This window comes from Sandarakinorhabdus limnophila DSM 17366, assembly GCF_945882885.1.
Classification (GTDB): domain Bacteria; phylum Pseudomonadota; class Alphaproteobacteria; order Sphingomonadales; family Sphingomonadaceae; genus Sandarakinorhabdus; species Sandarakinorhabdus limnophila_A.
In genome coordinates this window covers 24655-44531 of record NZ_CAMCWT010000008.1, presented here as the reverse complement: position 1 = coordinate 44531, position 19877 = coordinate 24655, and the positions used below count along the sequence as shown (strand labels likewise).

The following is a 19877-nucleotide window of genomic DNA, read 5'->3' as shown; positions in this document are numbered from 1 at the left end:
TGGAGCGATTTTTCGAAAAAGGACGAACGTGATGCGCCTTGCTTTGCTTGCTGCCCTTGCCGTCGCTGCTCCGGCCTTTGCCGCCACCCACCAGCTCAAACCCACCCCACAAACCGTGGCGTGGGGCCATTATGATGCCGCCGACAAGCCGGTGCTGACCATCAGATCGGGTGACACGGTGGTCATGCACACGCTGCTCACCAACAGCCCCATTGGTCTGGAACGGGCTGGGGTTGCGCCGCATGATATCGAACCGGAATTGCGCGCCGTGTTCGATGGCGTGCCGCCCTCCGCGCGTGGGCCGGGCGGGCATATCCTCACCGGCCCGATCGCCATCGAAGGCGCGGAACCCGGAGACACGCTGGAAGTGCGCATCAGGAAGATCGATCTCGCCATCCCCTACAGCTATACCTCGTTCCGTTACGGTGCCGGTTTCCTCACCGACGATTTCCCCTATTCGCGCATCAAGATCGTGCCGCTGGACCGCGAACGCATGGTTGGCAAGTTCGGCCCCGGCATTGAGGTGAAGCTGGCGCCGTTCTTTGGCAGCATGGGCGTGGCGCCGCCCGCCACCTTCGGCCGGGTGGATTCAGCCCCGCCCGGCATCAACGGCGGCAATATGGATGATAAGTTGCTGGTCGCCGGCACCACCTTGTTCCTGCCGGTCTATGTGCCCGGTGCGCTGTTCCAGGCGGGCGACGGCCATGCGGCGCAAGGCAATGGCGAAGTGACGATCACGGCGCTGGAAACCTCGCTGATCGGCACGTTCGAATTCATCCTGCACAAGAAGGTCGCCACCTCCTATCCGCGCGCCGAAACCCCCACCGCCTATATCGCCATGGGTTTCGATGATGATCTGAGCAACGCCACCCGCAAGGCGGTGCGCAACATGATCGATTTCCTGGTGAGCGCCAAAGGCATGACCCGTGACGACGCCTATATGCTGATCAGCGTTTCCGGCGACGTTGAGATCACCGAGCTGGTGGACCGCAACAAGGGCGTGCACGTGGTGCTGCCCAAATCGGTGTTTGTCAGACCCTAACCGCGCTCCGCCAACGTGGCCAGATTGGCTTCGTGTCCGGCACGGCTGAGGCGGTAGCGCGAGACGGCAAAGATCATCAGCGCCCACACCAGCCAGATCGCCGGCACATAGGTCGCGCCCAGCTGCCACAGGCTGGACCCGGGAACCTGGCTTGGATTGGCGCCTTTGGGGAATTGCGCCAGGGTCAGCACGAAGCTGGCGGCCATCACGCCCAGGCCCTGCACCGCCTTGCGGATGAATGTATTGGCGGCAAAAAAGATGCCCTCGTTGCGCCGGCCGGTGCGCACTTCAGCCTGTTCGACGAGATCGGCCAGCATCGAGGCCGTGAGCGCCTGGAAACAGATGATCAGGCCAACATCGATCATGGTGACGAAGAACACGATCCAGAAGATCGCCGGATCGCCGTTGGGCGGCAGCAGCCCGAACAGCCGCAGGATAATCGGCAGCGGCAGCACGATCCCGGCCAGAAGCCCGATCACCACCGCCCCGCGCTGTTTGCCCAGCGTGCGGCTGACAACGGGTGACATCGCCCCGCCGATGGCGGCGGAAAGGAACACGCTCATGGTGATCAGCCCGATCTGTTCGGAACTGAACCCCCAGAAATAGGCGGAGAAATAGAAGCTGAGCGAGGCCGAGATGCCGGTGGCGATGGCACCGAAGAGCGCCGCCATGAACAGCGCGGAAAAATCGCGATTGGCGATGGTTTCGAAAATCTCGCCGAAGATCGCCTTGAGGCCCAGCGCGCGCTTTGCCTGGGCGGCGCGCATGTGCTTGATGTGGCCGTGCGTACCCAGCGCGGAGATCATTATGGCCACGAAGATCAGCACCGAAGCGATCATGCCATAGAGCTGATAGGAATCGCGGTTGAACTGGCCGTTGGGGATGGCCGCTGTGACAAAGGCCGGGAAGATCAGGGTGAAATTCGCCACCGTCATGATGCTGCCGATCACCCAGGCAAAGAACAGCCGCCAGCCGAAGAGTGCGCTGCGTTCATCATAGCTGCGCGCCAGTTCCGGCCCGAGCGCGGTGCTGGGAATTTCATAGAAACTGATGCTGATGCGGATCAGCGTGGCCAGCCCCAGAAGATACCAGAACAGCGAAGTCTGCGACCAGCCGGCCGGCGGATCCCAGATCAGGAAATAGGTGGCGGCCGTGGGCAGCGCCGAAGCATAGAGGAAAGGGTGCCGCCGCCCCCAGCGCGAACGCAGATTATCAGACCAGTAGCCGATGATCGGATCGGCAACCGCATCGATCGCCAGCGCGATGGTGATGGCCAAGCCGACCAACCGCGCATCCACCCCGATCACCTGGCTGTAGAACAGCAGCAGGAAATAGCTGAAGCCGCCATCCTTTACGCCATAGGCGCCGGCGCCAAAGCCATAGGCGATGCGTGTCCCCAGGCCCGGCTTGTCGGGATGTTCGGCTGCAGCTGCTGCCATGCTGATCGTCCCCTTGGCGTTGCCGATCATGCGCCGGCGTTGGCCACTTTGTGCTGCACTATCAGCGGGGAAGGGCGGCCTGTAAAGCCGGTCTGGCCGTTGCCGTCAGTCAGCGCGCCGCCACGGTGATCGGATCGCACGGCCGGCGGCCAAGCCAGTCTGGTTGATGTGCAGGGGCCGGGGGGCTAAAGGCCCGCCCATGAGCACCACCTTCACACTGGACACCGCAACAAGCCGCGCCCACCCGGTGCCGGTGCCGGTGCCGGTGCCGGTGCCGCTGCGCCGCCTGACCGTGCCGGCCATCCAGAAGCGCAAGGGCGGCGAGCCGATCGTGATGCTCACGGCTTACACCGCGCGCATGGCGCAGCTGCTCGATCCGCATTGCGATCTGCTGCTGGTCGGCGATTCGCTGGGGCAGGTCATCTATGGCCTCGATACCACGGTGAAAGTGTCGCTGGACATGATGATTGCCCATGGCGCCGCCGTGGTGCGCAGGTCGTATCGCAGTGTCGTCGTCATTGATCTGCCGTTCGGCTCCTATGAGGAAAGTCCGCAGGCCGCTTTTCGCACCGCGGCGCGCGTGATGCAGGAAACCGGTGCCGCCGCCGTGAAACTGGAAGGCGGCGCAGTGATGGCGCCGACGATCAAGTTCCTCAGTGAACGCGGCATCCCGGTAATGGCGCATGTTGGCCTCACCCCGCAGGCGGTCAATGCGCTGGGCGGCTATGGCGCGCGCGGGCGCAGTGAAGCCGAAGCGGCCAAGATCCTGGAAGATGCCAAGGCCATTGCCGAGGCCGGCTGCTTTGCGCTGGTGGTTGAAGGTGTGGTGGAGCCGCTGGCGGTCGCCATCACGCAGGCTGTGGCCTGCCCAACGATCGGAATCGGCGCGTCGCCTACCTGCGATGGCCAGGTGCTTGTGGTGGACGATATGCTGGGCATGTTCGAACGCGTGCCGCGCTTCGTTCAACGTTTTGACGATCTGGCAGCGCGGATTTCCGATGCGGCGGCGCGCTATGCCGGCTCCGTGCGGGAACGGCGTTTTCCGGGTGATGCGCAGCTCTATCGGTAAGTCTTTACCTTTGATGCGCTGTCGGGCATTCACGCCCCGGCAAGAGTGGCGGTGCCATTCCCACGCTTGAGGAGCTTGACGACCTTGGCCAACACGCCTGCCAATCCCGAAGATGCCTTTCTGCGTGAAGTGGACGAGGAATATCGCCGCTCGCAGCTCGCCAACCTGTGGAAGCGGTTTGGCACGCTGGCCATTGCTGCGCTGATCCTGGCGCTGGCTGGCCTTGCCGGCTGGCTGTTCTGGCAGGACCGTCAGGAAAAGGCCGCTGGCGAAGCCGGTGCCGCGCTGACCCGCGCCATCGAGCAGCTTGAAGTGGGCGATGGCGCCCGCGCCCGCCCGGTGCTGGAAGCGATGACCCGCGATGGCCCCGGTGCCTATTCGGGGCTGGCACGCATGGTGCTGGCCAATGATGCGCTGGCGGGCGGTGACAAGCCCAAGGCCCGCGGCCTGTATGAAGCCGTGGCAAACGACACCGGGCTGCCGCAGCCGCTGCGCGATGCCGCGCTGGTGAAGGCGGTGCGCGTTGGCTTTGATCAGATGCGCCCTGCCGAGGTGGTGGCAAAGCTGAAACCGCTGGCGGTGCCGGGCAATGCCTGGTTCGGTGTGGCCGGTGAACTGGTGGCGGTTGCCCATTTCAAGGATGGCAAGCCGGAACTTGCCAAGCCGATCCTGATGGCCATGGCCAAGGACGAACTGCTGAGCCCCAGCCTTCGCAGCCGCGCAGCGCAGCTGGCGATTGCCGCCGGGGTGGATATCGCGACGCTGGGCATCAACACCCAGCCGGCGAAATGAGGGACAGCAGGTGAACAACCGCAGCACAGTCCGCACCGTCGCCATCGTGGCCATGGCCAGCCTGGCCCTGGCCAGTTGCGGCGTTTTCAAGAAGGGGGGTGGCAGGTCCCGCACCCCGACCATCGGCGAGCGTATTCCGATCCTCAGCTTTGAAACCCGCGTCGAAGCCGAGCCGGAGCTGAAGGATGTGGCCATCGTGCTGCCGCCGCCGGAAACCAATGCGGAATGGGCGCAGCCGGGCGGTTCGGCCGCCAAGGTTGGTGGCCACCTCGTGCTGGCCGAACAGCCAACGCAGGCGTGGAGCGCCAGCATCGGCAAGGGCAGCAGCGGCACCGCTCGGCTGAATGCTGCGCCGGTGGTGGGCGCCGGCAAGGTTTTCACCGTTGATATTGGCGGCCAAGTCAGCGCCTTTGATGCCAAGTCCGGCGCTGTGGCTTGGCGCGTCACTGTGAAGATTCCCAAGCGCGGCAGCCGCGCAGCCTTTGGCGGCGGTGTCGCCTATGGCGACGGCCGGGTTTATGTCGCCACCGGCTATGGCCTGGCGCTGGCCTATGACGCCGAAACCGGGAAGCAATTGTGGGAACGCCCACTGGTGCAGCCGCTGCGCGGCGCGCCCAGCGTTGCTGGCACACGGGTTTTCTTCCTCAGCCAGGACAATCAGCTGCACGCGCTCGATGGCGCCACCGGCGAGGTGAGCTGGACAGTGCCCGGCACGGTTGAGCCGGCCTGTATTCTGGGCACCGGTGCGCCGGCGGTTTCGCTGGACACGGTGGTGGCGGGCTTCTGCTCGGGCGAGCTCAAGGCCCTGCGCGGCGAAAATGGCCGCACCGTCTGGGAAGACCAACTGGCGCGCACCGGGCGCTCGACCGCGATGGCGGCGTTGGCCGATATCGATGGTTCGCCCGTGATCGATCGTGGCCGGGTGTTTGCCGTGGGTCATGGCGGCCGCACGGTGTCGCTGGAACTGGCGACCGGCCAGCGCGTGTGGGAACGCAATTTCGCCGGCGTGTGGACGCCGTGGGCCGCCGGTGAGTTTCTTTATCTGGTGACGGTGGATGGCGAAGTGCTGTGCATCACCCGTAGCGAAGGCAAGTTGCGCTGGGTCAGCCGGCTCGCCCGCTTCAAGAAGGACAAGCCGGGCAAGAACGGCAAACCGGGCACGCAGAAGGGGCCGATCCTGTGGGCCGGGCCAATTCTGGCCAGCGAACGCCTGTGGGTGGCCAGTTCCAACCGCGAACTGGTTGCGCTCGATGCCTACGAAGGCAAGCGCGTGGCCAGCATCAAGCTGAAGGCCGAAGCCTATCTGCCGCCGGTGGTGGCGGGCGGCATGATGTACATGCTCACCGACGATGGTTCGCTGACAGCCTATCGTTAATGGCCGCGCGCTGCTAAAGCGCGCGGCATGTCCTCTGCCAACATTCTCGATTTCGACGCCGACGCGCCGCGCGTGGCCATCGTCGGCCGCCCCAACGTCGGCAAATCCACCCTGTTCAACCGGCTGGTCGGCCGCCGCCTGGCGCTGGTTGACGATCAGCCCGGCGTCACCCGTGACCGCCGCGAAGGCAGTGCCAGCCTGTTCGATCTGAATTTCGTTGCGGTTGATACCGCCGGCTTTGAAGACGGCAACGAGGAAAGCCTGTCGGGCCGCATGCGCGCCCAGACCGAGGCCGCCGTCGGCCGCGCCACGGTGGCGCTGCTGGTGTACGATGCCCGCGCCGGGGTGACGCCGATGGACCGGCATTTTGCCGCCTGGCTGCGGCGCAGCGGTGTGCCGATGGTACTGGTGGCCAACAAGGCCGAAGGGATGCAGGCCGAAACCGGCATCAACGAAGGCCATGAACTGGGCTTTGGCGAACCCATCGGGCTTTCGGCCGAACATGGCCTGGGCTTGGCTGATCTCTATCAGGCGCTGGCGCCGTTCCTGGCCGAAGCCCCTGTTGCCGAGAGCGAAGATGATGACGCGCCGCCTGCCGACGAAGACAGCGAAATCCCGGAACCCCCGCCCGGCCCGCTGAAGCTCGCCATCGTCGGCCGCCCCAATGCCGGCAAGTCGACCCTTATCAACAAGCTGCTGGGTGAACAGCGCCTCGTCACTGGGCCGGAAGCCGGCATCACCCGCGATTCCATCGCCATCGATTGGGACTGGGTGGACCGCGACGGCAATGTGCAGCACGTCCGCCTGATCGACACTGCGGGCCTCAGGAAACGCGCCAAGGTCACCGACAAGCTGGAAAAGCTGTCGGCCGCCGATACCAAGCTGGCCATCGATTTTGCCGAAGTCGTGGTGCTGCTGCTCGATTCAACGCTGGGCCTGGAGGCGCAGGATCTGCGCATTGCCGACAAGGTGCTTTCCGAAGGCCGCGCGCTGATCATCGCACTCAACAAATGGGATGCCGCCCACGACCAGAGCCGCCTGTTCCAGGGCGTGAGAAGAGCGCTGGACGATGGTTTGAGCCAAGTGAAGGGCGTGCCCTTGCTCACCTGTTCGGGTGCCACCGGCAAGGGCCTCGACACGCTGATCGAAGTGGCGATGACGACGCGCCAGCGCTGGTCGCGGCGGGTGCCGACGTCCGCGCTCAACCGTTGGTTCGAAACCGCCACCGATCGCAACCCGCCGCCGGCACCGGGCGGCGTGCGCATCAAGCTGCGCTATGTCACGCAGGTCGCGACGCGGCCGCCCACCTTCGTGGTGTTCGGCAACCGCACCGAAGGTCTGCCGGCCAGCTATGCCCGCTATCTCACCAACAGCCTTTCGACCGATCTGGATTTTGGCGGCTTGCCGATCCGACTGACGTTCCGCGGCGGGCGCAACCCATATCACGAGAAATAGGGGCTGCCGGCCCCGGACACAAAGGGGTGGCACGGGGGCAGGGCGATGAAGCTTCACGGATATTGGCGCTCAACGGCAGCGTGGCGGGTGCGGCTCGCGCTCCACCTTAAGGGCATTGCCCATGAACAGGTGGCCGTGAATTTGCCGCAGAGTGAGCAACGCAGCGCCGCGCATCTGGAGCTCAACCCGCAAGGCCTCGTGCCGGTGCTGGAAACCGAAGGCGCCGCGTTGAGCCAGAGCCTGGCCATCATCGAATACCTGGACGAGCGCTTTCCGCAGCCGCCGCTGCTGCCAGCCGATGCGCTCGGCCGGGCACAGGTGCGAGCCGCGGCGCTCACCATTGCCGCAGAAGTCCACCCGCTCGGCAATCTGCGTGTGCAGCGCTGGCTGAAAGCCGAAATGCACGCCGATGATGCTGCCGTCACGGCCTGGTTGCACCATTGGATGCACGATGGTCTGGCAGCTTTGGAGCAGTTTGCAGCCCGGCATGGGGGCAATTATCTGTTTGGCGATGCCCCCGGGTTGGCCGACCTCTGCCTTGTACCGCAACTGTACAACGCCCGCCGGTTCGCACTGGCTCTTGATGTATTTTCGCGTCTGCTGGCGGTGGAATCGCGCATTGCCGCGACTGCTTGGGCGCATGCTGCGCACCCTGATTCCTGCATCGTCTTGCCGTAACCATACGCAGTATGAAATTAACTATTAGCAACTAAAAAGATTGCAAAAGCGCGAAACGAAGGCAGATATACGCCCGTAAATATACCTAAATGGGTACATTATTGGGGGTAACATGCCAGCTTTCGACCAACTCAGCCTGAGTGCCAATGGCAACAAGGGTGCTGGCGCCGCGCGCCACATTGGCTTCTCAGTCGCCGCCCTGATGTTGGCGGGCACGGCGCTGGCGCCTGCCTTTGCCCAGACCGCTGATCTTGGTGGCCTGACGGTCTCCCGCAACGACTTTGTGAATTTCAACCCGCCCGGCATCGGCATCGAGCCGACCGAAATCACCAATGGCTTGCTGCGGATCAACCCTCTGGCGTCGCTGACCTTCGCCGGTGACCTGACGGACAGCGGCGGCACCTTCTCACTGCTCAAGTTTGGTGCCAACGATCTCACCCTGGCGGGCGTCAACACCCACAGCGGCCAGACCACGGTGCAGGGCGGTCGCCTGATCGCCGGTTCGGCCACGGCCTTGTCGGCGAATTCGCTGTTGGCCATTGCCGGTCCGGTGGCGGGGTTGGCGACGGCTGATCTGAATGGCTTTAAGCAGACGGTGAACGGCCTGGTGGGCAACATCCGCTCGGTCAGCATCGACAAGGATGCCCTGCTGCTGCAGGCCGGGCTTGGTGCCAACCTGTCCGACAAGATCCGGATCGGCGTCGATTACTCGGGCCTGATCGGCGCCCGCAACGACGATCACGGCGGTCGTGCCACCCTCAACTTCGCGTTCTGATCGCGAAGCCCACAGGGCTGAACACAGGAACGGCGGTCCCCTCGGGGCCGCCGTTTCGCTTTTGGCCTGGCGCCCCTGCTTCGACCTGCCACACAGGGGAGGGGCCGTCCGACGCGCTCTGTGCCATTGACCGCGCACCCCTTGGCTTCCTATCGGAACCCGCATGACCTTTGCCGCCAACTTCATGTCCGACAACGCCGCCGCGCCCTGCCCGGAGGTGTTGGCCGCGCTTGCCGCAGCCGCCCCGGCCCAGAATGCCGGTTATGACGGGGATGACTGGTCGCGCCGGCTCGATGCGCTGTTCTCCACGCTTTTCGGGAGGGAATGCATGGCCCTGCCGGTCAGCACCGGCACCGCAGCCAATGCGCTGGCGCTGGCTTGCCTGGTGCCGCCGTGGGGCGCGGTGGCCTGCCATACCGAAGCGCATATCCATGTCGATGAATGCGGCGCGCCGGAATTCTACACCGGCGGTGCCAAGCTGATGCTGTGCCCGGGCGATCACGGCAAGCTGACGCCGGCCGGGTTGGATGCCGGCCTCGCCAGCCACCGCAATGATGTGCACCAGGTGCAATTGTCGGCGCTGTCCTTCACCCAGGCCACCGAATGCGGCACCGTCTACACGCCGGCCGAACTGGCGGCACTCACCGCACACGCAGCGGCGAAGGGCTGGCGTGTGCATCTGGACGGCGCGCGCTTTGCCAATGCCGTGGCGCAATTGTGCTGTAACCCAAGCGAAATGGCAGTCGGTGTCGACGCGATCAGCTTTGGCTGCATCAAGAATGGTGGGCTGTCGGCCGAAGCGCTGGTGCTGTTCGATCTCTCCCTGGCCGATCAGTTGCGCTGGCGCCGCAAGCGCGCCGGGCAGATGCCTTCAAAGGGCAGATTCAACGCGGCGCAGACCATCGCCATGGTGGAAAATGATGTCTGGCTGCGCAATGCCCGCGCGGCCAATGCCGGCGCCCAGGCGCTCGCCGCCGCCGCGAAAGATCGCCTGTTGCACCCGGTGCAGGCCAACGAAGTCTTCGTGCAACTCGCCCCAGGTGAACCCGATCGACTGCGCGCGCAGGGTTTCAATTTTTATGATTGGGGCGATGCCGGTTCGAACGAAGCCCGCCTGGTGGTGAGCTGGGACACGCCCGCCGCGCACGTCGAGGCGCTGGCTCGCGCGCTGGCAGCAGATTGATGGCAACGACTGAAGGCCGCTTCACCCCACTGGCCTGGTTCGCCTTCATCGTCTGCACCCTGATCTGGGGCAGCACCTGGTTCGTGATCCGCACCCAGTTGGGCGAGGTGCCGCCCAGCTGGTCGGTCACCTGGCGCTTTGCGCTGGGCGCCGCCGTGATGTTCGGCCTGTGCCTGGTCAGGGGCAAATCCTTGCGGCTCACCGGCCGTCAGCACGGTTTTGCATTGCTCGTCGCGGTCAGCCAGTTCGTGCTCAATTTCAATCTCGTCTACCGGTCCGAACAATATCTCGCCTCCGGCCTGGTCAGCCTCACCTTCGCCTTCCTGCTCGTCACCAACACCGCGCTGTCGGCGGCGTTCCTGGGCCAGCGCGTCACCGGCCGCTTCATGATCGGCAGCGCCGTCGGGCTGGCCGGCGTGGCCCTGCTGTTCGCGCCCGATCTGGGCAAGCCGGGCGGCGAACAGATGGGACTTGGGCTGGCCCTCGCGTTCGGCGGCGTCATTTCGGCCAGCATCGCCAATGTGCTGCAAGCCACGCCGCAAGGCCGCGCCATGCCTCTGGAAGCTAGCATCGCCTGGGCAATGGCGTGGGGCGCGCTGATCGATGGCGCGGTGGCGTGGGGCATTTCGGGCCCGCCGGTCATTTCCACGGCGCCCGTCTATCTGGCCGGCCTCGCCTATCTCGGCATTGCCGCGTCGGCGGTGGCCTTCAACCTCTATTACATCCTGATCCGCACCGTGGGGGCGGGGCCGGCGGCGTGGAACGGCGTCGCGGTGCCCATAGTGGCGATGGCACTGTCCACCCTGCTGGAAGGCTATCAATGGACCCTCACCGCAGTGGCCGGCATTGCGCTGGCGATGATCGGCCTCATCATCGCGCTTAAGGCCAAGCAAGGGTAATTCCCCCTAAGTAGCTGCCCCGATTCCAACGGCTGTACTTCCTGCCACTATCAGCGCGGGAGAGCGACGATGGTATTCGGGAACAGCTGCAAGCAATGCCGTGTGCGCGGGCAGGCGCTGTGCGGTGTGCTGGCCGATGAGGAGCTGGCACCGCTGGCCGCCTGCGGGGTGCAGCGCAGCCTGGCGCGCGGCGAAACGCTGGTGCACGCCGGAGACAGGGCGCCGATCTGCGCCAATATCCAGCGCGGTCTGATGAAGATCAGCCATATCAATCCGGCAGGGCAGGAAGTGATCGTGGGCCTGTTGTGGCCAGGTGATTTCGTTGGCACGCCCTTTGCCGGTGGCCAGCCGCTGCCCGCCGCGCACGATATCGTGGCGCTTACCCCTGTGAGCCTGTGCCAGTTTCCGCAAGCGCGCGTTGAAAGCACCATGGTGGCCCATCCGGTGATGGAGCGTGCTTTGTTGAACCGCACGCTGGCCGAACTGGGCGCGGTGCGCACCCGGCTTTCGCGGCTGGCGCGCGCCACGGCGCTGACCCGCGTCGCCGGCTTCATTGTCGAAACCACGCGACGTCAGGAAGCAGTGGGCAGCGCGGCAGACGATGGCGAAACGGTGACGACCATCGAATTGCCACTCAGCCGTGGCGAGATCGCGGATCTGCTTGGCCTGACCATCGAAACCGTCAGCCGCCAGATGACGCGGTTGAAAAATGCCGGGGTGATCGGCCTGCCCGGCGGCCGCCGCGTGGAGATCCATGATCCCGACGCGCTGGCCGAAGCCGCCGAAGAACTTGTCTGAAGGGAGAGACCGCGATGAAGACGATCGTTGTGCATATCGAAGGTGACGATGGCCAGGAGGCTCGGCTGAATGCGGCCTTCGATCTGGCGCGCGTAGCCGGCGGCCATCTCGTCTGCCTGTCGGTGATGCCCTATGCCGCTTATGCCTTGGGCGATCCGGCGATGGGTGCCTTTCCGGTGACCACGCTGATCGACGCGGTGGAAGCCCGCCGCAAGGAAGAGCGCACCGCCGTGGAAGCGCGGCTCACCCAAGAGGGCATCAGCTGGGAATGGCAGTCTGCCGATGGCGATTCCAGCGATCGGCTGGTCGAACATGCAAGGCTGGCCGATGTGGTGGTGATGAGCGCCGGGCCGTTCTCGCGCCAGGCCGCGTTGCAACTGGGGATTACCGGCGATGTCGCCATCCGTTCCCCGGCGCCGGTGCTGGCGGTGCCGCCCAACGTCCGCGGCATCACGGTGGCCGGCCCGGCGCTTGTGTGCTGGGATGGCGGTCAGGAAGCAGCGCGGGCGCTGCGCGCGGCGCTGCCGCTGCTGGCGTTGAGTGAGGCGGTGACGTTGCTGACGGTGGAAGAGAAAGACACGCAATTCGGCGTGCGCGTCGCAGCGGCCTTCCTGTCGCGCCATGGCATCCATGCCGATGTGGTGGAACGCGCACAGGGCAGTTCCAGCATCGAACAGGTGATCCGATCGGTGGCGGCGGAACGGCAGGCGGCGTGGATCGTGCAGGGCGCCTATGGCCACAGCCGCATGCGCCAGATGCTGTTTGGCGGGGTGACGCGCGGTCTTTTGGCGGATGCGCCGGCACCAATCCTGATCGCCCATTGATCTGGATCAAGGCAAGGGCCGGACAGCCTTGGCAGTTTCTTGAGGGACGCCCGATGGCGGGCGCAGCTTGGGAGAGAGGCAATGAAATTCGAATTCCGCGAAGAGCATGGCGTAGCGATCGAAGGCGCCAAACAGGGCGTTCCTGCACCTGAACAAGGTGTAAGGCGACTGGATTTTGACTTGCCAAACAAACTCTTAGCGCAACTGGTGGGGGCTGGGGCGGCTTATCTTTCCATCATGTATGTTGCGTTTCAGGCAGGCGCCGGGCTTGGTTTGATCTTCGTGGTGTTCGGTCTGGTGCTGGTTGCCCAATTATGGGTTGCCCTTGATGATGCAGCAGGCGTCGGGCCCCAACAAGGATGACGTCCCGCGCAAGGGAGCGTGGGGTATTGATACTGCCAGTGGTTATCTTTCAGGCCGTGCGGCTTATGCTCAGGTGATGACGGTGCCGTTGCTGATGGTGGCTTGGGCCGTCTTCGTGGCCGTGATCACCTGATTTCCCCGTTTCAGGGGTTGGTTGTCGACCGGACTGCATCCTTCGTCTCCCACCCATCCTGCGGGGGGTGACGCCGGGCCGATCAACCAACGGAAGGCCGTCGACCCGGGCAGGGACGGCGGCCTTCCTTCTTTCTGGTGTGTCACGCGGCCTTTGGCATACCTTGCGCCAGCCGCCACAATTTCTCCGGCGTGGCCGGCATTTCCACCTGCTGGCCATCCAGCGCATCGATGATGGCGTTGATCACCGATGGCATGGCGCCAATCGTGCCAGCTTCGCCGCAGCCCTTCACGCCCAGCGGATTGGTGGGCGAGGGGGTGTTGAGCGTTTCGAAGGCGACCGCCGGCGGCATCACGTCGGCGCGCGGGATACCATAGTCCATCAGGCTGCCGGTGATCAGCTGGCCGGCCTCATCATAAACGATACTCTCCAGCACGGCTTGGCCCAGCCCTTGCGCGATACCGCCGTGGATCTGGCCTTCCACCAGCATCGGATTCACCAGCACGCCGAAATCATCGACCAAGCTGTAGCGTGTCACGGCGATCATGCCGGTATCCGGGTCCAACTCCACCTCGGCGATGTGGCAGCCGTTGGGGAAGGTGGGCGCGGGCTTGGATTCCTTGGTGGTGTACCGGCTGCGGCCATCCAATGCGCCGGGATGGCGGCGGGCGAGTTCGGCCCAGCTCAGCGTGGCATTGCTGCCGCGCGCCTTGAACAGGCCATCGCCGTAATCGACGTCGCTGCCCAGATCGGCGCTGGCCAGCGCGGTGCCGCGCGCAATCATGTCGTCGGCACACACCAGCACGGCGCCGCCGCCGAACGCCATCGATCGCGAACCACCGGTGCCGCCGCCCACTTCCATGCGGGTTGTGTCGCCCTGCACGATGCGGATCTGGTCCATCGGCACGCCGAGTTTCGCCGCAGCGACCTGCGCATAAACCGTTTCATGGCCCTGGCCGTTGGATTGGGTGCCGACCGACATTTCGATGGTGCCATCGGCCGCCACGCGCACATCGGCATGTTCCTCGGTGCCGCCACCGCCGGCGATCTCGACATAATAGGCCATGCCGCGGCCCAGCCGCTTGCCGCGCTTGGCGGCTTCGGCCTTGCGGGCGGGGAAGCCGGCCCAATCGGCCACCTGCTTGGCGCGTTCCAGCACGGCGGGGAAATTGCCGATGTCGAAGGTGAGGCCCAGGCCATTTTCGTGCGGCAGTTCGGCCGGCAGCAGCAGGTTGCGGCTGCGCATCTCGTCAACGCCGATGCCGATTTCACGGGCGGCGGCTTCGATCAGCCGCTCCATGACATAGGCCGATTCCGGGCGGCCGGCGCCGCGATAGGCGTCGACCGGCGTGGTGTTGGTAACAACGCCGTGCACCAGATTGTGGATGGCCGGGATGCGATAGACGCCGCCCATGATGCGGCCGCCAGCCATCGTCTGGATCGCCGGGCCGAACTGCGCCTGATAGGCGCCCAGATCGGACCAGGTTTCCACTTTCAGCGCCAGGATGCGGCCCTGCGCATCGAGCGCGAGCGCAGCTTCGCTTTCCATTGCACGGCCGTGGGTATCGGTCTGGAAGGCGTCGCTGCGCTCACCCGTCCACTTCACAGGCCGGCGCAAGTGGCGGGCGGCGTGCAGGCACAGCGCATATTCGGGGTAGAGGAAGCTCTTCATGCCGAAGCCGCCGCCCACATCGTGGGTAACGACCCGCACCTGTTCCACCGGCACCTGCAGCACCACCTTGGCCAGTTCCCGGCGCATGGAAGCGACGCCCTGGCTGCCGGTGGTGAGCGTGAAACCGTCGGCTTCGTCATATTCGCCCAGCGCGGCGCGCACTTCCATCGAAGTGGGGGCGATGCGGTTCTGCAGAATGTTGAGGCGGGTGACATGCGCGGCGCCGGCAATGGCGGCCTCCACGGCGGCCGCATCGCCCACCTGCCAATCGAACAGGCTGTTCGACTTGGCTTCCGGCCAGATCAGCGATGCATCAGGCGTAAGCGCGGCAGCGATGCTGGCCACGGCGGGCAGTTCTTCATAATCCACGAAAATGGCTTCGGCACCGGCGCGGGCCGCCTCACGGGTTTCGGCGACAACAAAGGCGACACCATCACCCACGAAGCGCACGCGATCATCGGCCAGCAGCACGCGCGGGGTTTTCACCTCACCTGACAGCGGCACCAGGCAGGGGATCGGGCCGTAACTTTCGACATCCTTGTGGATGTAGACGGCGACGACACCCGGCACATCCAGCGCGGCCGACACGTCGATATCCTTGATTTCGGCATGGGCATGGGGGCTGCGAAGGGTAACGCCATACAGCATGCCGGGCCGCGACAGATCATCGGTGAAACGGCCTTGGCCGGTGAGCAGGCGGGCGTCCTCGACGCGGGTAATCGATTGGCCGGTGCCGAACTTCATGGGGCAGACTCCTCAAGGCAGGCCAACAGGCCGGCGTGATAATCGGGGTATAACGGCGAATAGCCAAGCTGCCTTTTCATGCGGCCATTGGCCACCCTGCGGCACTCGGCATAGAAGGCGCGGCCCATGGGCGACAGAGCAGCCTGTTCCAGCGGGATCAGCGGCGAAGGCTCCATCCCCAGCAGCCGTGCGGCGGCCGCCGTGACGGCTTCACCCGGCGCGGGCAGATCATCGGCGATGTTGTAAACGCCGGCCGGGCCACCGTGCATGCTGGCCAGCACGCTGCCTGCAATATCGTCAACATGGATGCGACTGAACACATGGCCCGGCAGATCGATCCGCGCGACCGGCCCGGCGCGCAGCCGATCGAGTGCGGAGCGGCCGGGGCCATAGATGCCGGGCAGGCGGAACACGCGGGATTGCGGGTGCAACGCCTCCCACTGCTCATCGGCCAGGTTGCGCCCGCCGCGACGACCCTGGCGGGGCACGCTTTCATCAACCCAGGCACCGCCGGCATCGCCATAAACACCGGTGGAGGACAGATAGCCGATCCATTTCGCCGGGGCCCTGGCCAGTGCGTCGCCATGCGCGACCAGCACCGGATCGCTGCCGTCACTGGCGGGCGGGACCGAAGACAAGATGTGCGTGGCACTGGCGATGACGCCCGGCAACCCCACACTGTCCAGAGTGAGCACACCCGGGCCGGGGCGCGAGCGCACCGCAGTCAGCGCAAAGCCCGCCGCTTGCGCGGCCTGGGCGATCATACCCGCGCTGTACCCAAGGCCAAGAACCAGCAGATGCATGGCACCTGTCTAGGCCACGACGTGGGCAGGCGCCAGCGCTGCCGGCCTATTTGATGTCCGGTGCGTCCAGATGCTCCGCCTTCCAACGCATGGCGGTGATCACGCGGGTGTGGCCGCTGGGATGATCAAAGAAGATGATCTCTTCCCAAGGGCCGGGTTCGATCTTGCGATATTGCGACAGCTTCATCGCAATACGGGCAAAGCCATCGGGCGCGCGGGCGGCATTGAGGCCGAAAACATCGGCTTCCTGTTCCTGGATGCGGATCATTGTGTTGGTGATCGGCGTGCCCAGCAGGAACAGAAAACTGATCACGATGGTCAGCGCCGGCAGCACGCCGGGATCGGCCATGCCCTCGATCCCCCAGCGCCCGCCAATGCGCGCCAGCAGCCACGGTGTGCCCACTGCCACCACCGCCAGGCTGACCGCGATGAGTAGCGCAACGGTGATGATCAGTTTCCCCATGTGATTGAGCACATAATGGCCCAGCTCATGCGCCATCACCGAACGGATCTCGTGAATGTCCTGCTTCATCAGATTGTCGTTCAGCGCGATGCGGGTGGTGCCGAACAGGCCGGTGACATTGGCGGAAATGCGATCAGATTGGCGGCTGGCGTCGACCAGATAGACATTGTCGGCCGGCACACCATTGGCACGCGCCAGCTTGAGCACCTCGGTCTTCACCGGGCCATCGTGCAGCGGGGTGTAGTCATTGAACAACGGATCAAGATAGACCGGCGCCATCGTGATCGTGACCATCATCACCCCGATGGTCAGGCCGGCGCCGCCCAGCCACCAATTGCGCGGGAAACGGCGAATGGCTGCGTGCACGCCCATCCACAGCAGCGCCGCCAGCAGCGTATCGACCGCAATTAAGATCAGCTGCTCGCCGCCCCATTCGGCAAAGCCTTGATTCGACAGGCCATAAGCATGTTCGCGGAAGAAGTCGGTGTAGAGGACATAGGGCGCGGTGATGATGGTGATCAGCAGCAGATAGGGCACGGCAAACAGGAAAGCGGCCAGCAACGGTCCCGCCTTGCTGCGCGCCCAGCGCGACAGCCGCGCCGCCCAGCCCAGGCGCAAGACGATCAGATTGGCCACCAACGTGACGAGAAATTCGGCGAGGATCAGCCAGTAGCCACCCTCGAAATAGGCATCGGATTTCGCCCGCGCCGCGCCCTTCAGGGTCGCCATGTAGGCCTGTGTGGCCAGTTCCGGATCAAATGCCATGGTGTCTCCTGTTGGCATCTGTATTGTATGAACAATACAGATAGACAAGCTTGTGCCGCGGCCAAACCGCTGACCCGCCGCTTTTGCACAGCTTGCCGCACCCCGCAGCCATGCCACCATCCGCACATGCTCAGCCGCGCCGACGATTTTCCTATCCACCAGACCCCGGAGCCGATCGCGGTTTCAGGGACGGACCGCAATTTCTATGATCGCTATTTCTTCAGCGCGCAGGCGCCGGATGGCGGCGCGGTGGTGGGCGTGGCGATGGGCATCTACCCGCACCTCAACATCATCGATTGCGCGGTTTCGGTGCTGGCGGGCGGCCAGCAGCACAGCCTGTTCGCCAGCCGCATTCTGCATGGCGAGCGCATGGATCTGCGCGTTGGCCCGGTCACGCTGGAGGTGCTGGAGCCGCTGCACAAATTGCGCCTCAGCATTGCGCCCAACGACACCGGCATCGCCGGGGAACTGCTCTTCACCGGCCGCGCCGCGCCGATCCTGGAGCCGCGCTTCATCCGTCGCATCGGCACCCGCACCATGATGGACATGACGCGCATGACGCAGGGCGGCCAGTGGAGCGGGCAGATCAGCGCCGCTGGGGTGGCGCATGATCTCACCGGCTGGCGCGGCACTCGCGATCGCAGCTGGGGTGTGCGCCCGATTGGCGCAGCCGATCCGCAAACCCCGCAGCCGGCAACCCCGCCGCAATTCTTCTGGCTGTGGACGCCGACGGCTTTCGATGATTGGCACCTGTTCTTCCATAGTAACGACGACGAACATGGCCGGCCGTGGAACCGCGCCGGCGTGCTGGTGCGCCTGAAAGACGGTGCCGAATTCCCGCTGGAAGACCCGCGCATGGCACTCGCTTTCCGCCCTGGCAGCCGCCATGCTGGTGCCGCTCGGCTGGAAGCGCGGTTGCAGGACGGCCGCCCCGTGACGGTGGATTTCCGCATTGGCGAGAATTTCATGATGCGCGGCATCGGCTATGGCCACCCGGTGCGCGGGCACGGGATGTTCCAGGGGCCTGACGTGGTGGCACACGAGGTGATTGATCTGGCCGGCGTCGATCCGGCCAACCCGATGAACGCGCATGTGCAGGGTTTGAGCGAGGCCAGCCTGTCCATTGGCGGTGTGGCACCGCTGATGGGGCGCGGCCTGTTCGAGCAACTCGCGATTGGCCCGCACGCACCGTCGGGTTTCAAGGACCTGTTCGACCTTGCCGGCTGAGCATCTCGCCCGATTCCTGTCCGAACACTGGGGGGAACCGGTCAGCATCGCCGGCCTCAAGCGCTTCCATGGTGGTTCGGCGCGGCAGACCTATCGCTTTGATGCCATCGGCGCATCGGGCCGGCGCGAGCCACTGGTATTGCGCCGTGACCCGCCATCCAGCCTGATCGAGACGGACCGGCTGGCCGAATATCGCGCCATCCAGTGTTTCGCCGGCAGCGACGTTCCGGTGCCGGAGCCCGTGTTCTGTGATGAGGGCCCGGAAAGCTTTGGCTCCCCCGGCTTCCTGATGCGTGAAGTGCCGGGCGGTGCAGCGGCCGGCCTGCTGGAACCCGAACCTTATGGCGATCATGCCGCTGCCATCGGTCGGCAATTCTTCACCGCACTTGGCCGCATCCACGCCGAGGATCCGGGCAAGGCGGGATTGCCCGCCATGGCCCTAACGGATGCTGCACCGGCGCGGCTGGCGCACTGGAAGGCGGCATTTGACGCCGATGCCTTCCGCCCGGAACCGCTGCTTGATGCCGCCTTCCGCTGGCTGGCAGCCAATCTGCCGCCGCCGCCGGAACGCATCAGCATCGTGCATGGCGATTATCGCTCCGGCAACTTCCTGCATGACGGGGCTGGCAGGCTGCTGGCCGTGCTGGATTGGGAAATGGTCCACCCCGGCGATGCGCACGAGGATCTGGCCTGGGCCTGCGATCCCTTGTGGTCGAACTTCTCCGGCCGGCCCGCTGCCACGCTGCCGTTGGCCGAGGCGATCGCTGCGTGGGAAGCCGCTTCCGGCCTGACGCTGAACCCGGAAAGCTGGCGCTGGTGGCGGCTGTTTGCGCAGGTGCAGGGACTGGTGATCTGGATCAGCGCCGCGCGCGAGATCATCGATGGCCGCAGCCATGATCCGGTGCTGATGTTCGCCGGCACCATTCCCTATCGCTTCCACACGCTCACCCTGGCGCAATCACTGGAGGCGTGCTCATGAGCCTGCCGCTGCCCGCCCTGCTCGCCGCTCTGGCCAACGCCCAGGCCAATGAAGTGGCGCCGGCCCTGCAATTGCTTGGGCAGGCCGACGCGCCCGATGCCAGTTATGCCGGCGGCACCGCGGCGACATCCGCCCTGATCCTGATGATCGCGGCGGCGGAAACGGCGGCCAGGCCGGCCCGCGAAGCTGTTTGCGCCGATGCGGCTCGCCCGCTCGTCGGCGCCGCAGCGACAGGCCGCGATACGCGGGCGACGGCGCTTGGCGCGTTGTTGGCACAAGGTGACAGAAACGCGCTGGCCTTGCTGAAGGCCGAAGCCGCTGCCGAGTGGCAGGTGCTGGCCGGGCTGATGCTGCCGCCGCCTGTTCCCGTGGAGTAACACCAGAAACCGCTTCCCCTTG

General features: G+C 65.2%; 19 protein-coding genes. 15 read left to right on the top strand and 4 right to left on the bottom strand.

The features are described from left to right. Positions 1-31: 31 nt before the first annotated feature. On the top strand, positions 32-1042 hold the full coding sequence (locus Q7O19_RS03105) for an acetamidase/formamidase family protein (protein ID WP_303808597.1): 1011 nt from the start codon (positions 32-34) through the stop codon (positions 1040-1042). On the opposite strand, the gene Q7O19_RS03100 is transcribed toward Q7O19_RS03105, so the two are convergent. After that, a complete protein-coding gene (locus tag Q7O19_RS03100; RefSeq protein ID WP_303808595.1) occupies positions 1039-2481 on the bottom strand; it encodes an MFS transporter in 1443 nt (480 codons plus the stop codon). The genes Q7O19_RS03105 and Q7O19_RS03100 overlap by 4 nt on opposite strands. Before the next feature lie 199 nt (positions 2482-2680). On the opposite strand from Q7O19_RS03100, the gene panB reads away from it, so the two are divergent. The 11 genes from panB to Q7O19_RS03045 all read left to right on the top strand — a co-directional run bounded on the left by panB (position 2681) and on the right by Q7O19_RS03045 (position 12692). Beyond that, positions 2681-3550, top strand: coding sequence for a 3-methyl-2-oxobutanoate hydroxymethyltransferase (gene panB, locus Q7O19_RS03095; RefSeq protein ID WP_303808593.1), 870 nt, complete (start codon positions 2681-2683; stop codon positions 3548-3550). A gap of 84 nt (positions 3551-3634) precedes the next feature. After that, positions 3635-4342, top strand: coding sequence for a tetratricopeptide repeat protein (locus tag Q7O19_RS03090; protein WP_303808592.1), 708 nt, complete (start codon positions 3635-3637; stop codon positions 4340-4342). Positions 4343-4352: 10 nt separating this feature from the next. Then, positions 4353-5717: a PQQ-binding-like beta-propeller repeat protein gene (locus Q7O19_RS03085; RefSeq protein WP_303808591.1), complete on the top strand. Its 1365-nt coding sequence runs from the start codon at positions 4353-4355 to the stop codon at positions 5715-5717. 27 nt (positions 5718-5744) lie between these two features. Continuing rightward, entirely contained in the window at positions 5745-7172 is a 1428-nt protein-coding gene (der, locus tag Q7O19_RS03080; RefSeq protein ID WP_303808590.1) for a ribosome biogenesis GTPase Der, read from the top strand. A 45-nt stretch (positions 7173-7217) separates the two neighbouring features. Then, positions 7218-7850, top strand: a complete 633-nt coding sequence (gene maiA, locus Q7O19_RS03075) for a maleylacetoacetate isomerase (protein ID WP_303808588.1) — start codon at positions 7218-7220, stop codon at positions 7848-7850. Between the two features lie 112 nt (positions 7851-7962). Beyond that, positions 7963-8625 (top strand): autotransporter-associated beta strand repeat-containing protein, encoded by a 663-nt coding sequence (locus Q7O19_RS03070; protein WP_303808586.1) that lies wholly within the window; start codon positions 7963-7965, stop codon positions 8623-8625. Positions 8626-8788: 163 nt separating this feature from the next. Continuing rightward, positions 8789-9808: a low specificity L-threonine aldolase gene (locus tag Q7O19_RS03065; RefSeq protein ID WP_303808585.1), complete on the top strand. Its 1020-nt coding sequence runs from the start codon at positions 8789-8791 to the stop codon at positions 9806-9808. Then, positions 9808-10707, top strand: coding sequence for a DMT family transporter (locus tag Q7O19_RS03060; RefSeq protein WP_303808584.1), 900 nt, complete (start codon positions 9808-9810; stop codon positions 10705-10707). Before Q7O19_RS03065 ends, Q7O19_RS03060 begins: the two co-directional genes overlap by 1 nt. Before the next feature lie 69 nt (positions 10708-10776). After that, on the top strand, positions 10777-11505 hold the full coding sequence (locus tag Q7O19_RS03055; RefSeq protein ID WP_303808582.1) for a Crp/Fnr family transcriptional regulator: 729 nt from the start codon (positions 10777-10779) through the stop codon (positions 11503-11505). A gap of 14 nt (positions 11506-11519) precedes the next feature. After that, the gene (locus Q7O19_RS03050) at positions 11520-12329 is read left to right on the top strand and encodes a universal stress protein (RefSeq protein WP_303808581.1); all 810 of its coding nucleotides are present in this window, start codon (positions 11520-11522) and stop codon (positions 12327-12329) included. Positions 12330-12410: 81 nt separating this feature from the next. Continuing rightward, positions 12411-12692, top strand: a complete 282-nt coding sequence (locus tag Q7O19_RS03045; RefSeq protein WP_303808580.1) for a hypothetical protein — start codon at positions 12411-12413, stop codon at positions 12690-12692. 275 nt (positions 12693-12967) lie between these two features. On the opposite strand, the gene Q7O19_RS03040 is transcribed toward Q7O19_RS03045, so the two are convergent. From Q7O19_RS03040 to Q7O19_RS03030, 3 genes are read right to left on the bottom strand one after another with little or no spacing between them, the layout of a single operon-like run. Further along, positions 12968-15241 (bottom strand): xanthine dehydrogenase family protein molybdopterin-binding subunit, encoded by a 2274-nt coding sequence (locus Q7O19_RS03040; protein ID WP_303808579.1) that lies wholly within the window; start codon positions 15239-15241, stop codon positions 12968-12970. Then, entirely contained in the window at positions 15238-16044 is an 807-nt protein-coding gene (locus Q7O19_RS03035) for an SDR family NAD(P)-dependent oxidoreductase (RefSeq protein WP_303808577.1), read from the bottom strand. Before Q7O19_RS03035 ends, Q7O19_RS03040 begins: the two co-directional genes overlap by 4 nt. A gap of 46 nt (positions 16045-16090) precedes the next feature. Then, entirely contained in the window at positions 16091-17272 is a 1182-nt protein-coding gene (locus Q7O19_RS03030; protein ID WP_303808576.1) for a M48 family metallopeptidase, read from the bottom strand. Between the two features lie 126 nt (positions 17273-17398). Here Q7O19_RS03030 and Q7O19_RS03025 point away from each other — a divergent pair, with 126 nt between their 5' ends. From Q7O19_RS03025 to Q7O19_RS03015, 3 genes are read left to right on the top strand one after another with little or no spacing between them, the layout of a single operon-like run. Beyond that, on the top strand, positions 17399-18499 hold the full coding sequence (locus tag Q7O19_RS03025) for a hypothetical protein (RefSeq protein WP_303808574.1): 1101 nt from the start codon (positions 17399-17401) through the stop codon (positions 18497-18499). Next, a complete protein-coding gene (locus Q7O19_RS03020) occupies positions 18489-19478 on the top strand; it encodes a phosphotransferase family protein (RefSeq protein ID WP_303808573.1) in 990 nt (329 codons plus the stop codon). The genes Q7O19_RS03025 and Q7O19_RS03020 overlap by 11 nt, the downstream gene beginning before the upstream one ends. Beyond that, positions 19475-19855, top strand: a complete 381-nt coding sequence (locus Q7O19_RS03015) for a hypothetical protein (RefSeq protein WP_303808571.1) — start codon at positions 19475-19477, stop codon at positions 19853-19855. Before Q7O19_RS03020 ends, Q7O19_RS03015 begins: the two co-directional genes overlap by 4 nt. The last annotated feature ends 22 nt before the right edge of the window (positions 19856-19877 follow it).

What these genes read in the sequence shown, in the direction of transcription:
- Q7O19_RS03105 (WP_303808597.1), top strand. Translation starts at nt 32, where the DNA reads ATGCGCCTTGCTTTGCTTGCTGCCCTTGCCGTCGCTGCTCCGGCCTTT.
- Q7O19_RS03100 (WP_303808595.1), bottom strand. Translation starts at nt 2,481, where the DNA reads ATGGCAGCAGCTGCAGCCGAACATCCCGACAAGCCGGGCCTGGGGACA.
- panB (WP_303808593.1), top strand. Translation starts at nt 2,681, where the DNA reads ATGAGCACCACCTTCACACTGGACACCGCAACAAGCCGCGCCCACCCG.
- der (WP_303808590.1), top strand. Translation starts at nt 5,745, where the DNA reads ATGTCCTCTGCCAACATTCTCGATTTCGACGCCGACGCGCCGCGCGTG.
- maiA (WP_303808588.1), top strand. Translation starts at nt 7,218, where the DNA reads ATGAAGCTTCACGGATATTGGCGCTCAACGGCAGCGTGGCGGGTGCGG.
- Q7O19_RS03070 (WP_303808586.1), top strand. Translation starts at nt 7,963, where the DNA reads ATGCCAGCTTTCGACCAACTCAGCCTGAGTGCCAATGGCAACAAGGGT.
- Q7O19_RS03065 (WP_303808585.1), top strand. Translation starts at nt 8,789, where the DNA reads ATGACCTTTGCCGCCAACTTCATGTCCGACAACGCCGCCGCGCCCTGC.
- Q7O19_RS03060 (WP_303808584.1), top strand. Translation starts at nt 9,808, where the DNA reads ATGGCAACGACTGAAGGCCGCTTCACCCCACTGGCCTGGTTCGCCTTC.
- Q7O19_RS03055 (WP_303808582.1), top strand. Translation starts at nt 10,777, where the DNA reads ATGGTATTCGGGAACAGCTGCAAGCAATGCCGTGTGCGCGGGCAGGCG.
- Q7O19_RS03050 (WP_303808581.1), top strand. Translation starts at nt 11,520, where the DNA reads ATGAAGACGATCGTTGTGCATATCGAAGGTGACGATGGCCAGGAGGCT.
- Q7O19_RS03045 (WP_303808580.1), top strand. Translation starts at nt 12,411, where the DNA reads ATGAAATTCGAATTCCGCGAAGAGCATGGCGTAGCGATCGAAGGCGCC.
- Q7O19_RS03040 (WP_303808579.1), bottom strand. Translation starts at nt 15,241, where the DNA reads ATGAAGTTCGGCACCGGCCAATCGATTACCCGCGTCGAGGACGCCCGC.
- Q7O19_RS03035 (WP_303808577.1), bottom strand. Translation starts at nt 16,044, where the DNA reads ATGCATCTGCTGGTTCTTGGCCTTGGGTACAGCGCGGGTATGATCGCC.
- Q7O19_RS03030 (WP_303808576.1), bottom strand. Translation starts at nt 17,272, where the DNA reads ATGGCATTTGATCCGGAACTGGCCACACAGGCCTACATGGCGACCCTG.
- Q7O19_RS03025 (WP_303808574.1), top strand. Translation starts at nt 17,399, where the DNA reads ATGCTCAGCCGCGCCGACGATTTTCCTATCCACCAGACCCCGGAGCCG.
- Q7O19_RS03015 (WP_303808571.1), top strand. Translation starts at nt 19,475, where the DNA reads ATGAGCCTGCCGCTGCCCGCCCTGCTCGCCGCTCTGGCCAACGCCCAG.